Origin of the sequence: Streptomyces diacarni (assembly GCF_003323715.1) — a bacterium.
Taxonomy (GTDB): domain Bacteria; phylum Actinomycetota; class Actinomycetes; order Streptomycetales; family Streptomycetaceae; genus Streptomyces; species Streptomyces diacarni.
In genome coordinates this window covers 66,676-80,938 of the sequence record NZ_QOIN01000028.1, presented here as the reverse complement: position 1 = coordinate 80,938, position 14,263 = coordinate 66,676, and the positions used below count along the sequence as shown (strand labels likewise).

General features: G+C 73.8%; 14 protein-coding genes. 8 read left to right on the top strand and 6 right to left on the bottom strand.

Annotation, left to right across the window (positions count from 1 at the left end):
* Positions 1-62 precede the first annotated feature (62 nt).
* Together DTL70_RS03690 and DTL70_RS03685 are read right to left on the bottom strand one after the other, a co-directional pair.
* Entirely contained in the window at positions 63-1,148 is a 1,086-nt protein-coding gene (locus DTL70_RS03690; protein ID WP_114020375.1) for a Zn-dependent alcohol dehydrogenase, read from the bottom strand.
* Between the two features lie 35 nt (positions 1,149-1,183).
* On the bottom strand, positions 1,184-2,602 hold the full coding sequence (locus tag DTL70_RS03685; protein ID WP_114020374.1) for an aldehyde dehydrogenase family protein: 1,419 nt from the start codon (positions 2,600-2,602) through the stop codon (positions 1,184-1,186).
* Positions 2,603-2,760: 158 nt separating this feature from the next.
* On the opposite strand from DTL70_RS03685, the gene hmgA reads away from it, so the two are divergent.
* Positions 2,761-4,113 carry a homogentisate 1,2-dioxygenase gene (hmgA, locus tag DTL70_RS03680; protein ID WP_114020373.1) on the top strand — a complete coding sequence of 451 codons (1,353 nt, stop codon included), beginning with the start codon at positions 2,761-2,763 and terminating at the stop codon, positions 4,111-4,113.
* 73 nt (positions 4,114-4,186) lie between these two features.
* Entirely contained in the window at positions 4,187-4,948 is a 762-nt protein-coding gene (locus DTL70_RS03675) for a GntR family transcriptional regulator (protein ID WP_114020372.1), read from the top strand.
* A 207-nt stretch (positions 4,949-5,155) separates the two neighbouring features.
* Here DTL70_RS03675 and DTL70_RS03670 read toward each other — a convergent pair whose 3' ends face one another.
* A complete protein-coding gene (locus tag DTL70_RS03670; RefSeq protein WP_114013541.1) occupies positions 5,156-5,422 on the bottom strand; it encodes a hypothetical protein in 267 nt (88 codons plus the stop codon).
* A gap of 296 nt (positions 5,423-5,718) precedes the next feature.
* Here DTL70_RS03670 and DTL70_RS03665 point away from each other — a divergent pair, with 296 nt between their 5' ends.
* Together DTL70_RS03665 and DTL70_RS03660 are read left to right on the top strand one after the other, a co-directional pair.
* Positions 5,719-6,846: a DUF5925 domain-containing protein gene (locus tag DTL70_RS03665; RefSeq protein ID WP_114020665.1), complete on the top strand. Its 1,128-nt coding sequence runs from the start codon at positions 5,719-5,721 to the stop codon at positions 6,844-6,846.
* Between the two features lie 153 nt (positions 6,847-6,999).
* A complete protein-coding gene (locus DTL70_RS03660) occupies positions 7,000-7,608 on the top strand; it encodes a hypothetical protein (RefSeq protein WP_114020371.1) in 609 nt (202 codons plus the stop codon).
* 68 nt (positions 7,609-7,676) lie between these two features.
* Here DTL70_RS03660 and DTL70_RS03655 read toward each other — a convergent pair whose 3' ends face one another.
* Positions 7,677-8,069, bottom strand: a complete 393-nt coding sequence (locus DTL70_RS03655; protein ID WP_114020370.1) for a GntR family transcriptional regulator — start codon at positions 8,067-8,069, stop codon at positions 7,677-7,679.
* A 95-nt stretch (positions 8,070-8,164) separates the two neighbouring features.
* On the opposite strand from DTL70_RS03655, the gene DTL70_RS03650 reads away from it, so the two are divergent.
* Positions 8,165-9,097 carry a GNAT family N-acetyltransferase gene (locus DTL70_RS03650; protein ID WP_114020369.1) on the top strand — a complete coding sequence of 311 codons (933 nt, stop codon included), beginning with the start codon at positions 8,165-8,167 and terminating at the stop codon, positions 9,095-9,097.
* A 67-nt stretch (positions 9,098-9,164) separates the two neighbouring features.
* On the opposite strand, the gene DTL70_RS03645 is transcribed toward DTL70_RS03650, so the two are convergent.
* Entirely contained in the window at positions 9,165-10,361 is a 1,197-nt protein-coding gene (locus DTL70_RS03645; RefSeq protein ID WP_114020368.1) for a MarP family serine protease, read from the bottom strand.
* 303 nt (positions 10,362-10,664) lie between these two features.
* Here DTL70_RS03645 and DTL70_RS03640 point away from each other — a divergent pair, with 303 nt between their 5' ends.
* The 3 genes from DTL70_RS03640 (at position 10,665) to DTL70_RS03630 (ending at position 13,294) form a co-directional block, all read left to right on the top strand.
* Positions 10,665-11,252, top strand: coding sequence for a DoxX family protein (locus DTL70_RS03640; protein WP_114020367.1), 588 nt, complete (start codon positions 10,665-10,667; stop codon positions 11,250-11,252).
* Positions 11,253-11,547: 295 nt separating this feature from the next.
* Complete coding sequence (locus DTL70_RS03635) at positions 11,548-12,543, top strand: lytic polysaccharide monooxygenase auxiliary activity family 9 protein (protein WP_114020366.1); 996 nt, start codon at positions 11,548-11,550, stop codon at positions 12,541-12,543.
* 115 nt (positions 12,544-12,658) lie between these two features.
* Entirely contained in the window at positions 12,659-13,294 is a 636-nt protein-coding gene (locus DTL70_RS03630; RefSeq protein ID WP_114020365.1) for a pyridoxamine 5'-phosphate oxidase family protein, read from the top strand.
* 37 nt (positions 13,295-13,331) lie between these two features.
* Here DTL70_RS03630 and DTL70_RS03625 read toward each other — a convergent pair whose 3' ends face one another.
* Positions 13,332-14,216: an esterase/lipase family protein gene (locus DTL70_RS03625; protein ID WP_114020364.1), complete on the bottom strand. Its 885-nt coding sequence runs from the start codon at positions 14,214-14,216 to the stop codon at positions 13,332-13,334.
* Positions 14,217-14,263 lie beyond the last annotated feature (47 nt).

Here is a 14,263-nt window from a genome sequence, read left to right as displayed (position 1 = left end):
CGCCTCACGGCCCCTCTTCCGGGGCTCGTCTTCCAGAGCCCCGCCTCACGGGCCGCCCCCGCTCAGAAGACCACCAGCGTGCGCCCGCCGCGCCCGGCGCGCAGGGCGTCGAAGGCGGCGCCCACCTCCTCCAGAGCGATCCGCTCGGTCACCAGCGCCCCGAGGTCCAGCCGCCCCTCCCGCACGTGCTCGGCCAGCAGCGGTACGTCCCGCGCCGGATCGGAGTCGCCGTAGACGCAGCCGCGCAACGCGCGCGCGAAGTGGAAGATCTCCAGCGCGGAGAAGGACACCCGCTCGTCCTTGCCTCCGATACCGACGACGGTGGTGCGCCCGCCCCTGCGAGTGGAGTCCCAGGCCGCGCGGATCGTCTCGGCGCGCCCCACGCACTCCAGCGCGACGTCCACGCCGTACCCGCCCTCGGTCAGCGCGCGCACCTCCTTGGCGGTCCTGTCCGTGGCGGGTACGAAGTCCGTCGCCCCGGCGGCACGCGCCAGCCCCTCCTTCTCGCCGGAGACGTCCACCGCGACGATCCGCCCGGCGCCCGCCAGCCGTGCCGCCTGGAGGGTGGCGAGCCCGACGCCGCCCACGCCGTACACGGCCACCGACTCCCCGGGGCGCACCCGCGCGCTGTGCAGGACCGCGCCGTACCCGGTGAGCATCGCGCAGCCCAGCAGCGCCGCGTCCTGGAGCGGCACGCCGTCGGGCAGCGGGAGGACGGCCCGGTGCGGGACGACCGTCTCCTCGGCGAAAGCGGCGACGGACAGCCCGGGGTAGAGCGGCTCGCCGCCCGCCGTCCGCGCGTAGGGGGCGGTGGTGGCCTCGTTGGCCCGCACGCACAGCCACGGCTCGCCCAGGCGGGCGCAGAAGTGGCACGCGCCGCAGTTGGGCGCCCAGTTGAACACCACGCGCTCGCCCGGCGCGAGCCCGGCCACGCCCTCGCCCACGGCGACGACGGTGCCCGCGCCCTCGTGACCGAGCACGGCGGGTACGGGCTGGCGCAGCGTGCCGCCCGCGAGGGACAGGTCGGAGTGGCAGACCCCCGCGGCGGCGAGCCGCACGCGCACCTGCCCGGGTCCCGGGTCAGGCAGGTCGATCGAGGTGATCTCCAGCGGGGCCGAGACGGCGGGCAGGACGGCGGCGCGGACCATGGTGGCTCCCAAGGGGGTGAGTGGGGCGGGACCGGTCAGAACTGGAGGGACTTGGTCTGCAGGTACTCCTCGAGACCGTGCCGGCCCAGCTCCCGCCCGACACCCGACTGCTTGTAGCCGCCGAACGGGGCGAGCGGGTTGAACCGGCCGCCGTTGATGTCCACCTGGCCCGTCTCCATACGGCGGGCGAAGGCGACGGCCTCGTCCTCGTCCTCTGACCACACGGCGCCGGCCAGCCCGTAGACGGTGCCGTTGGCGATGCGCAGCGCGTCCTCGGTGTCCTGGTAGCTGAGGACGGACAGGACCGGGCCGAAGATCTCCTCTTGCGCGAGGGTCATCTCGGGGGTGACGTCGGCGAAGACGGTGGGCCGCACGTAGTGGCCGCGCTCTCGCCCCTCGGGGCGCTCCGCGCCGCCCGCGACGATGCGGGCGCCCTCCTCCTGGCCGCGCCTGATGTAGCCGGTGACGCGCTCGTACTGCTTGGCGTTGACGACGGGGCCCACCCGGGTGGCCTCGTCCAGCGGGTCGCCGGTGACGTAGGCGGCCACCGCGTCGGCGGCAAGCCGTACGGCCTCGTCGTAGCGCTCGGCGTCCACCAGCATCCGGGTCCAGGCGCTGCACGTCTGCCCCGAGTTGGACATCACGTTGGCGACGCCGACCTTGACGGCCTTGGCCAGGTCGGCGCCGGGCAGGATCACGTTGGCGGACTTGCCGCCGAGTTCGAGGGCGACCCGCTTGACACCGCGCGCCGCCGCCGCGCCCACCTGGCGGCCGACGGCGGTGGAGCCGGTGAAGGAGAGCAGATCGATGCCGTCGTGCTCGGCCAGCGCCTGGCCCGCTTCCTGGCCGAGCCCCGTGACGAGGTTGAAGACACCCGCCGGGACGCCCGCCTCGTCCACCGCCTCGGCGAACAGCTGGGCGACCAGCGGGGTGTCCTCGGCCGGTTTGAGCACCATGGTGCAGCCGGCGGCGAGGGCGGGGGCGGCCTTGGCGACGATCTGGTGGAGCGGGTAGTTCCACGGGGTGATGGCACCGACCACACCGACGGGCTCGCGCAGCACCCGCGAGTTGCCCACCCGCTCCTCGAACGGGTACTCGGCGGCGAGCTGGGCGTAGCTGCCGCTGACCGCGATCGGGGCCGCGGCGTGCACCTTCCGGGAGAGCGTGAGCGGCGAGCCGAGCTCGGCCGTGACCGTCTCGGCGATCTCGTCGCGCCGGGCGAGGAGGACCTGCTGGAGCGCCGCGAGCCGCGCCGCGCGCTCGGCCGGCGGCGTGGCCGACCAGCCGGGGAGCGCGGCGCGGGCCGCGCGGACGGCCGCGTCGACGTCCGCGTGCCCGCCGGCGGGCACGGTGGCCAGCAGCGTGCCGTCGGCGGGGTTGGTGACCTCGATCGTGCCGGATCCTGCCGCGGGCCGCCACGAGCCGTCGATGAACATGCCGTCGTGTGCCTTCATGGGCCAAACCTACTGTCGGGTCACCTCGGTGTCAGCAGGCCGTCGGGGTGCGGTGGGTCACCGGGGCCCGGCGCGACGGGCGGAGGCAGAGCGTTGACGGGACCCGGCGGCATTCCTATGGTCTCCTACAGGATTCCTCTCTGCGGCGGGAGTTGGCGATGGGCCAGGGCACGACCAGCACGACGGCAGTCCGGTCACGACAGCGGGCACGCGAGGAGGCCGCCGCCCTCACCTACCTGTCGGGGTTCGGCAACGAACACAGCAGCGAGGCCGTGGCCGGCGCGCTGCCCACGGGGCGCAACTCGCCCCAGCGCGCCCCGTTCGGCCTGTACGCGGAGCAGGTGAGCGGCACCGCCTTCACCGAGCCGCGCGCCCACAACCGCCGCTCGTGGCTCTACCGCATCCGCCCCTCCGCCGCCCATCCCCGGTTCGTGCGCACGGACAACGGCGGGCTGCGCGGCACCCCGTTCGACGAGACGGTCCCCGACCCCAACAGGCTGCGCTGGGGCCCGATGCCCGACCCAGCGCCCGGCACCGACTTCCTGGCAGGGCTGTGGACGCTGGGCGGCAACGGCGACGCGCGGGAGCGCAGCGGCATGGCCGTCCACCTGTACGCCGCCAACGCCTCGATGACCGACCGGGTCTTCAGCGACGCCGACGGGGAGCTCCTGCTCGTGCCCGAGCGCGGCGGGCTGCTGCTGCGTACCGAGTTCGGCCTGCTGCACGCCGAGCCCGGGCACGTGGCGCTGATCCCGCGCGGGGTGCGGTTCCGGGTGGAGCTGCTGGAGGAGACCGCACGCGGCTACGTGTGCGAGAACCACGGCCGCCCCTTCGCCCTGCCCGACCTGGGCCCGATCGGTGCCAACGGCCTCGCCAACCCCCGCGACTTCCTCGCGCCCTCGGCCGCGTACGAGGAGGCGGAGGGCCCCGTCGAGGTCGTCACCAAGTTCTGCGGCAACCTGTGGCACGCCGTCTACGACCACTCGCCGCTCGACGTGGTCGCCTGGCACGGCACCCACGTGCCGTACGTCTACGACCTGCACCGTTTCAACGTCCTGGGCAGCATCAGCTACGACCACCCGGACCCCTCCCTCTTCACCGTGCTCACCTCGCCCTCGGACACCCCGGGGCTCGCGGGCGTGGACTTCGTCGTCTTCGCGCCCCGCTGGCTGGTGGGCGAGGACACGTTCAGGCCGCCGTACTTCCACCGGAACGTGATGAGCGAGTACATGGGCCTGATCGAGGGCGCCTACGACGCGAAGGCCGAGGGGTTCGTGCCCGGCGGCGGCTCGCTGCACACCATGATGTCGGCGCACGGCCCTGACCGGGAGACCTTCGAGCGGGCCTCGGCGGCCGAGCTGGCGCCGCAGAAGATCGACGACGGGCTCGCCTTCATGTTCGAGACCCGCTGGCCCCTCTCCCTCACCCGCCAGGCAGCCGAGGCCGCACACCTGCAGAGGGACTACGACGCGGTGTGGCAGGGTCTGGAGCGCCACTTCCCGGCCCCCTGACGGCGCTTGGCCCGCCCCCTGCCGTCGCCGCCCGGCAGGGGGACAGCCGCCCACACCCGTTCGAGGCACGCCCATGACGCCACTGTTCACCCCAGAACCCGTCGAGCTGAACCGGAAACTGCCCCTCTGGTACCAGGTCACGCAGTCGCTCCGCGCCTCCATACTGGGCCGCCCTCCCCAGGCCCCCGACCGGCTGCCCCCCGAGGACCAGTTGGCCGGCCACTACGGCGTCAGCGTGCTGACCATGCGCCAGGCGCTCAAGGAACTGGAGACGGAGGGCCTGATCAGCAGGCACCGCAGGCGCGGCACCTTCATCGAACCCGACGCACGCCGCGCCCGCCCCGTGCGGCTGCTCGGCTCCGTCGACACCATCGTCGCGCAGCAGTCCGGCGAGCCCACCACCCTGCTCGGCCACGGGCCCGAGCCGGTGCCCGTCGAGCTGGCCGAGTACTTCCCCGGGCAGCGCGAGGCGGTCGCCTACCGCAGGCTGCGCCGCGACCGGGAGAGCGGCGAGCCCACCAACTGGGCGGTGAACCTGATCCGTGCCGACGTGGCCGAGCGCGTCGACGCCGAGGACCTGCGCCGCGGCCGGCCGATGACCAAGGTGCTGCGGGACGGCGTCGGGGTCCGCATCAGCCGGATCACGGACACGGTCGAGGCCCGGCTGGCGGACCCGCAGACGGCACGGCTGCTCGACGTACCGCTGCTGAGCCCGATCCTGCACTACACGGGGGTGACCTACGACGGGGAGGGACGCGTGGTGGACGTCGTGCGGATCCACTACAGGGGGGACCGCTTCGCCTTCTCCGTCACGCTGGAGAACGTGGCGGACTGAGCCGGACGCGGAGCCACCGCGCCGTGTCTCCTGACGCGGTGCACGCGGTAAGCGCGGCGAGCGCGTGACGTGGCGAGCGACGCGGGCGTCGCTCGCGCGGGCGGGACCGGGAACATCGGGCCGGGGCCGGGCGGGCCCGAAGGTGGCGGTCGGTGCCGAAAGAGCAGCCGCCGGCGCTGTCGTCGAGAAACAGCCCGGCGGCCGTCGTCAGCCGCGCCCGCCGAAGAGCGAGCGGCGCAGCTTGCGCAGCGGCGCGAAGAGCGAGACCCGCGCGCTGCGGTTCCTCGCCCGGCTCCGCACGGCGTCGCGCTGCGTGATCTCCCGCATCAGCGTCGTCGCGTCCTCCGCCTCGACCTGGGGGACGGCGGGTCCTGCGAGCACGGAGAGGTGCCGGTCGAGACGCGAACTCGTCGCGCCAGTGCCGCATGTGATCGCGGGCACTCGCGCCCTGCTGCCGACTGTTATCTGTTCCATGTCACTCCCCACCCGTACGAGGGCACCCGGCCCGGGCAGAGTAACCCTATCTCCCGACTACGACATGCGTGCATCCCGGTCACAGCATTCACCTGCCCCACAAGGCGGTTGACGAACACGGTACGCCGTTTTCCGCTCGCGCGGACACCCCGCGAAACGGCGCAAACCCGGACACAGCACCGGAGTTCGGGAAGCGCCGGGCGCACCCAGGAGGCTCACGGCACAGGGCCGGCGCGCGGGTGGCGCGCCGCGAAACCCATGTGCGGGGCGGGCCACCATGCCGGATCATGGTCGTCATGAGTACCGACCGGAACCAGACCGCGGCCCCGCCACCGACCGCCCCCGAAGCGGCGCTGGTCTCCCGGCTCCAGATCGACGACAGCGACTCGACCGGCGACGTCATCGACGCCCTCTTCCTGGGCCGCTTCACCCTCGGGGAGCAGCCGTTCTCGCGCAGCCACACCGTCGACCGCGTCAGGAAGGGGAGCACCCTGCTGCCGTCGGGCGCCCATGTGCTGCGCGAGGCCAAGGACGACAACTCGGGATCGGTGCTCGCCGAGGGGGACGGCTGGACGGTCCGCGTCTCGCGCTGGCAGCGGGGCGCGGAGGTCACCGTCACCGCGGTCACCGACGAACTCGCCGAAGCGCAGCTGAAGCAGGCCGTCGAGGGCGCGGAGGACGAGCCCGAACCCCAGGAGGACCAGGTCTCCATGGGCTTTTGGTACCACTCCCCCATGCGCGGCCCGCGCCGCACCTCGCGCACCATCAGCGCGGGCCCGTGGTCCGACGTACGGCAGAACTACACCGCGCGGGTCGCCACCGCCATGGACGACCTGATGAAGGTCACCCCCGAGGACATCTCGGGACGCCTCCTGCTGCTGCACGGACCGCCCGGCACAGGGAAGACCTCGGCGCTGCGGACACTGGCACGCTCCTGGAGCGACTGGTGCCAGGTCGACTGCGTCCTCGACCCCGAGCACCTCTTCAACAACATCGGCTACCTGATGGACATCGCCATCGGCGCCGACGACTCCGACCCCGAGACCGGGCGATGGCGGCTGCTCCTGCTGGAGGACTGCGACGAACTGATCCGCGGAGAGGCCAAGTACGCCGCCGGGCAGGCGCTCTCCCGGCTGCTCAACCTCACCGACGGGCTGCTCGGGCAGGGGCGCAACGTCCTGGTCGGCGTCACCACCAACGAGGACCTGGAGCGGCTGCACCCCGCCGTGGTGCGCCCCGGACGGTGCCTGAGCCGCATCGAGGTCGGCTCCCTCAGCCGAGAGGAGGCCGTCTCCTGGCTCGGCACCGACGAGGGCATCGGCCGCGACGGCGCCACCCTCGCCGAGCTCTACGCCCTCAAGAAGGGCAGGCCGACCGCCCACGTCCCCGGCCAGGAGCGGGCGGGAGCCGGTCTGTACCTGTGACGTCCCGGGGTACGGGCCCGCGCGGAGACGAAAGCGGCCCCCCTCCCCCCGGAGTTCGTGCCGGAGGGGGACCGGGGCCGCAGAGGACAACCTTCCGCCCTCCCCGGCTGTCTGTCACCACACGACCGCTCGCACCCGGGGGAGGACCCACCCATGCGCACCCGCACACTCACCCGCGCGGCCACCGCCGCCGCCACCCTCGCCCTGCTGGCCACCGCCACGGCGACCGCGACCGCCACGGCGGCCCAAGCGCCCGGCTTCCTGGAGGCGGACGACCTGCCCCCGCACGCCTCGTCCCCGTGGCAGGCGGGTGAGGTCACCCGCGGCCTGCCCGACCCTGAGCCCTTCTGCGTGGAGGGCGCCGTCCCGGACAAGGGCGCGACCTACCACCGCTCCTTCGGCACCGACCGCGACACCCACGCCGTCCAGGTCGCCGTCACCACCGCCTCCCCGAAGGCGGCGGCCGCGCTCGCCTCCAGGCTGGAGGCGAGCGCGGCGAACTGCGCGGCCGACTGGCTGCGCGAGAACCCGGGCGCTTCGGCGTCGTGGGACGACTACGGCACGGTGGAAGCGGGCGAGAGCGCCCACGTCTTCGGCGTGCACACCGCGCCGCCGGAGTCGGAGCACGGCGTCAACCTGTTCGCGGTGGTCAGCAAGGGGAAGAAGGTCACCGTCGTGCGCTGGGCCGAGATGGGCACGCTGGAAAACGCCCCGGTGGACGCCTTCCGCATGACGACCACCAAGGCGGCGGCCCGCCTGTGAACCAAGGCGGCGGCTCGCCTGTGAACGGGGGGCGGGTCGTTGCCTGGTCCAGCAGGCCCGGGGAATCTCTAGGAGCCGTATGCGGCCCGCAGGGCCTCGTGGGCGGCGGCCAGCGCCGTCTCCCGCGTGCTGCCCAGACGGCGGGCGCGGGCCGCGAAGGTCTGGGCGGCGTCGGCCAACTCCCGTGCGGAGGCGCCGCCGGAGGCCGCGACGAAGGTGCCGTTGCGGCCGCGCGTCTCGATGACACCGTCGGCCTCCAGCGCCCGGTACGCCTTGGCGACCGTGTTCGCCGCCAGGCCCAGCTCCTCGGCGAGCCCCCGCACGGTGGGCAGCTTGTAGCCGGTCGGCAGGTCGCCGCCGCGGACCAGTTCGGCGACGCGTGCGCGCACCTGTTCGTAGGGCGCCTCGGGCGCCTCGGTGTCGACGGCCAGGTTCAGGGCGTTCGACGGTGTGTGCGGCACGAGACCTCCGGAGGCGAGCGGTCGTTCCCCGCGATTCTCCCCCACCGGGGAAAACGGGAGGCGCCGCACCCGCCCACCGCCGTACCCTCCGCGCCATGACGCTGACAGTCCGCGCCCTGCGCGCGGGGGTCCCCGCGGACGCCGAGGCCTTCGCCCGCACACGCCGGGCGACCATCCCCTACCTCGTCTGCACGGCCGAGGCCCTGGCCTGGGAAGCGGCGCACGCACCGGCGAGCCAGCGGCTGCGCCGGCTGCTGGCCACCCGTTCCGACGGCACGGTCGCGGGCTGCGCCGACACCGGACTCCTGGCGGGGAGCACGGCGCCGGGGCACGGGTTCCTGCACACGGCCGTACCACCCGGGCAGGAGGGGCGCGGCGCGGGAGCCGCGCTGGTGGCGGCGGGCGAGGCGTATCTGGCGGGGCTGGGGGTCCGGCGGGTGCACAGCTGGGTGGCCGACGAGGACGGCGCGCGGCGCTTCGCCGAACGGCTGGGCTACCGGCGCTCCCGGCAGGCCCGGTTCCTCGGGCTCGACCTGCGCCGCACACCGCTGCCCGAACTGCCCGCGCCGCTGCCCGCCGGGGTGGCTCTCGCCTCGGTGGCCGACTTCGCCGACGACCTGCGCCCGCTGTACGAGGCGGACGTGGAGTGCGCGGCGGACGAGCCGGGCGACGTCGACGTCGGTGCGACACCGTACGAGGTGTGGCTCCGCCTCAACTGGGGGCGCCCCGACTGGGACCCGGGCCTGAGCGGCGTGGTGCTGGTGGACGGGCGCGTCGCGGCGTACAGCGTCGCCCAGACCGACGGCGTGGACCGCTACTGGTCGGGCATGACGGGCACCCGCCGCGCCTACCGCGGACGGGGGCTGGCCGCGCTGGCCAAGCTGGCGGCGCTGCGGCGGGCCCGCGCGGCCGGTTACGCCCACGCCTACACCGGCAACGACGCGACGAACGCCCCGATGCTGGCCGTCAACCGGCGCCTCGGCTACCGCGTGGTGGCCTCGGAGTGGCGTCACCTCAAGGCGCTGTGAGCCGCGTTCCCGCGCCGCGGGGAGGTCCACGTCGCCGGCGAGGGCCCGTCCCCGCGCCGCGGGGAGGTCACAGGGCCGAGCGGTCCCCGGTGTCGACCGGGCGGCTCGCGTGCGCGGCCGCCCGCGCGGCGTCCCGCACCTGGTCGGCGGTCAAGGCGTAGCCGGTGCCCGCGTCGGTGGTGGAGCGGGCGAAGACCACGCCGTAGACCCGTCCGCCGGTCGTCAGCAGGGGGCCGCCTGAGTTCCCCGGCCGCACCTGGGAGCGCAGGGCGTAGATGTCGCGGGTGGTCACCGCCTCCCCGTAGATGTCCTGGCCCCGCGCGGGGGTGCGGGCCGCCACGGCCGCGGCGCGCAGGTCCAGCCCGCCGTTCTCGGGATAACCGGCGACCACGGCCTGGTCTCCGCGGGTGGCGTCACCGGCGAAGCGGAGAGCGGGCGCGGTGAGACCCGGCACGTCGAGAACGGCGATGTCCTTGTCCGGGTCGAAGAGGACGACCTTCGCCGCGTACGGGCGTGAGGTGCCGCCGACGCGAACGGTCGGCCCGTCGACCCCGGCGACGACGTGGGCGTTGGTCATCACGTGCTCGCGCGCGTAGACGAAGCCGCTGCCCTCCTGGCCCTGCCGGCCGCCGCCCACGTCGGCGACGCCCTCGACCTTGACGGTGCTGCGCTGGGCCGCGGCCGTCGCCGCCTTGGTGACCGAGTCGCCGGACGGCTGGGGCACCGAGGCGCCCGGCTCCTGCTCGAAGGGGTTGAACACCGGCGGGAAGCCGGCCGTGGTGAGCGCTCCGGTCGCCCGGTTGAACCAGGTGGCCGCACCGGACGGCATCCGCTCGTGCACGCCCTCCAGCACGGCGGAGCCGCGTATGGCCTGGTTGAGCGCGGGCGAGGGCGAGGCGGCGAGCGCGCTGCCCGCCATCCAACCGACGACGAGCACGGCGACCACGTTGACGACGGCACCGCCCGCGCCGTCCACCCAGCGCGCCGGGGTGCGGCTGAGCGCCTGGCGCAGCCGCCAGCCGACCGGGGCGGCGAGGGCCTGCCCGCCGAGGGCGGGGGCCAGCACGGTCAGCAAGGCGAGCACCGTGGCGGTGGTCGTCCCCCGGTCGACGAGGTCGAGCACGTACGGCAGCAGCCAGACGCCGACCACGGCGCCGCCGACGAAGCCGGCCAGGGAGACGACCCCGGCGACCAGCCCCCTGCGGAACCCCGACCCGGCGTAGGCGAGCGCGGCGACGGTCAGGAGCAGGTCCAGCAGATTCACGGCCGCGCCCCCTTTCTCCTTCTCGTTCCCCGGCGCTCGGGCCGGCTACGGATGTACCCCGAGCACGTCCTACTCCGCACTCGCTTCGTACTCCGCACTCGCTTCGTTCCCCAAACTCGCTTCGTTCCCCAAACTCGCTTCGTTCCCCAAAAAAACGCACAACTCCGACGTCCGGTTCCGTGTGTGACAGATCGCACGCGGACCGTTGTGCAGGTCCAGACCAATGGCTACGGTCGAGAACAGCTCGAACGTCTGACGCATCTCTCACCACGGGGGTCCGAACCGACGTAGGGAGTCGACCTCATGCCCACCCCCCAGCGCACACTCGACGGGCCCGCCCCCCTCTCCCCCACCTCCTCCGGCGCCCCGGAAACCCCCGGCGCGCGGCACCCCTCCCCCTCGGGGCAGCGCGGGTACGACACCGGGCTGCTGGTCCTGCGCCTCGTCCTCGGCCTCGCGATGGCCGCGCACGGCAGCCAGAAACTCTTCGGCTGGTTCGGCGGCAACGGACTCGACGGCACGGCGCAGTTCTTCACCTCCGTCGGCTATCCGGCGGGCCACACGATGGCCCTGGTCGCGGGGGCCACCGAGACGTTCGGCGGTCTCGGTCTCGCCCTGGGCCTGTGCACCCCGCTCGCCGGTGCCGCCGTACTCGGCACAATGATCAACGCTTCGGCCGTGACGTGGGGCGACGGCTTCTTCGCCCCAGGTGGCGTGGAGTACGCGGTGGTGCTGGCGGCGGGCGCGGGAGGGCTCGCCCTGACCGGCCCCGGCCGGTATGCCGCCGACAGCCTGCTGCCCGTCCTGCGGGAGCACCGGCTCGTCCACGGCGTCCTGGCCCTGCTCCTGGGTCTGGCCGCGGCCGCCGCCGTCCTGCTCGTCCGCTCCTGACCGCTCGCCCGTACCGCGCCCCGCCGCCTGGGCGCGGTACGGGCGCCGCGGTCTCCGGGCCGCTGCCTGTCGGCGTGCTTAGCGCGTCCTTAAGCGAGTCCTAAAGATCGCCCGTAAAGGCTTCGAGCAGGCGTTTCGGACTTCCCGAGTGGCTAACGTGCTGGTCGCCGGGGCGGGTTCGCGTCCGTCGCTGGGGAGGCGGCGGGCGAGTGGCCCGCCCCGGCAGCCACGTCCCCGCACAGCTGCGCACGTTCCGCGTGCGTCCTTCGTGCGCCCCCACAAGGAGCCACTCACCATGACCGTTCGCCGCAGGACCGCAGGAATCGTCGCGCTGGGTTTCGCCCCGCTGGTGCTCACCGTGGTGGCGGCGGGCCCCGCCGCCGCGCACGGCTCCATGGCCGACCCCGTCAGCCGGGTGGCGACCTGCTTCGCCGAGGGGCCCGAGAGTCCGACGTCGGCGGCGTGCAAGGCCGCCGTCGAGGCCGGCGGCCCGCAGGCGTTCTACGACTGGAACGAGGTGAACATCCCCGACGCGGCGGGCGAGCACCGCCGCATCATCCCCGACGGCGAGCTGTGCAGTGCCGGCCGGGACAAGTACAAGGGCCTGGACCTGGCCCGCGCCGACTGGCCGGCCGGCGCGATGACGTCCGGCGAGCACACCTTCCGGTACAAGGCGACGGCCCCGCACAAGGGCACCTTCGAGCTCTACCTCACCAAAGAGGGCTACGACCCGGCCGAGCCGCTGAAGTGGTCCGACCTGGAGTCCGAGCCGTTCGCCAAGGCGACGGATCCGACGCTGGAGGACGGCGATTACGTGATCGACGGCACCGTGCCCAAGCGTTCGGGACGGCACCTGATCTACGCCATCTGGCAGCGGTCCGACAGCCCCGAGGCGTTCTACTCCTGCTCCGATGTGACCTTCGGCGGCGGGTCGGCCACCGCCTCGGAGAACGCCCCCGCGGCGCCCGACGAGCAGCAGATCGAGGCGGGCGGCGAGAAGTCGACCGTGGACCACGGCGGACACGGCAGCGACGGACACGCCCAGGGGGCAAGCCCCCAGGGCCACGCGTCCCACAGCGACGCGGGCCACGGGAAGGCCGGTCAGGGGCAGGGCTCCGCCGAGGCGAACGCGCCCGCGCCCGCCGGAGGGACCGAGAAGGCGGACCTCGCACAGACCGGCGGTGACGAGAGCGCCGTCCCGCTCGCCCTCGGCGGCGCCGCCGTGGTGGCGGCCGGCGCGGGGGTGTTCCTGGCCACCGCCCGCCGCCGCGCCGCGAGGTCGCGCGGCTGAGCGACGCCCCTCCCTACCGGCGCCGCCTTCCCCTCCCGGCGGGGAAGGCGGCGCCGTACGCTCTTAACCCTTCACGGCCTCGACGGCCCCCTGACGGCGACGAAGCGGAGCGCTCATGGAGCAAGGAACCGTGGTGGAGGTCACCAGCGAGGAGGAGTTGCGCGCCCTCGTCGGTGAGCCGGCACAGCACACCCGGGACAAGGTGCGCACCACGCTGCACGCACTCGACCGCGAGTGGCTGGCGCACTCACCGTTCTGCCTCGTCGCCACCTCGGCGGCGGACGGCAGTTGCGACGTCTCGCCCAAGGGCGATCCGCCCGGCTTCGTCAAGGTGCTCGACGACCGCACGCTCGCGATCCCCGACCGGCCGGGCAACAAGCGCGTCGACGGGCTGCTCAACGTGCTGTCCAATCCGCACGTCGGCCTGGTCTTCTTCCTGCCGGGCCGCGGCGACACGCTCCGGGTCAACGGCCGGGCGCGGATCGTGCGCGAGGCGCCGTTCCTCGAGGAGATGGTGGCCAGGCGCGACCGCCCACAGCTGGCGCTCGTGGTGGAGGTGCGGGAGGTCTTCCACCACTGCGCCAAGGCGTCTCTGCGCTCCAGCCTCTGGGAGCCGGAGACCTGGCGGCCGGACGCGCTGCCGCACCGCGCCCGGCTCGCCAAGGCCCTCGACCGTTCCGGGGACTCCCTGGAGTTCCTTGAGGCGTACTACGGGCCGCGGTACGCCGAGAAGGTCCGCGCCGAGGGCTGATCCCCTACCGGGTGGCGACAAGCACCCCCCTACCGGATCACGACAGGCACGTGGTGGGGGTGGCGTGCGCGGGGTCGAGGGCGTTCGCCGTCTCGTGCCAGGCCACCCGGTCGGTCAGTCCGATGGCCAGGTGCTCGGCCAGGTCGAGGGGGCACAGGTCCTGGACCGTCACGTTGTGCACGTCAGGGCCGTCGAGGAACTGCGTCTCGTAGGGCGTGACGACCTCGTCGTACCTGCTGGCGATCACGGTGTAGTCGACGCCCGGCACCGTGTCGCCGCCCTCGTTGAGCTTCTTCAGGAACGCGGACCCCTTCTTCTGCTGGAGCAGGGAGGGGCCGATCTCCTCGACCACGTCGCCGACCGGCGGGAACTGGTCGGCGAGCTGTGCGAGCCCGCTCAGGGTGGTGCCGTGGTTGCTGGGGGCGATGCCGACGAGGGCGTTGACCTTCTCGGCGCCGCCGCCGAACTTGAGGTACTGGCGGGGCATCATGCCGCCCTGCGAGTGGCCGACGAGGTCGACCTCGTTGGTGCCGGTGGCGGCGAGGACCTTGTCGACGTAGGCGGACAGCTGTTTGGCGGAGTCCTCGATGGGGCCGAGCCCGTGGAAGAGCGGCTTGCCCGGCAGCTGTCCGTAGTCCAGGGAGAAGACGCAGTAGCCGCGCTTCACCAGGTAGGGGGCCAGCCCCAGCCAGTTGTCCACGGAGTTGCCGAAGGTGCCGTGGACCAGGACGACGGGGCGGGGGTGCCGTTCGGACGGCTTGCAGGAGTAGTCGTTCCAGCCGCTGCTGTGCGCCCCGCCGTCGGCCGGTGCGGCCGCGCTCGCGGTGGCGGGGAGGGCCACCACCGCGCACGCGGTGGCCACGGCGGTGACGGTGGATCTGCGGACGCGCCGCGCGGTGGGGGCGGTCGGCTTGCGCTTCATGTCCTGCTCCTCGTGCTGTGAGGGATGAGGGTGGGAGCGGAGCTGCT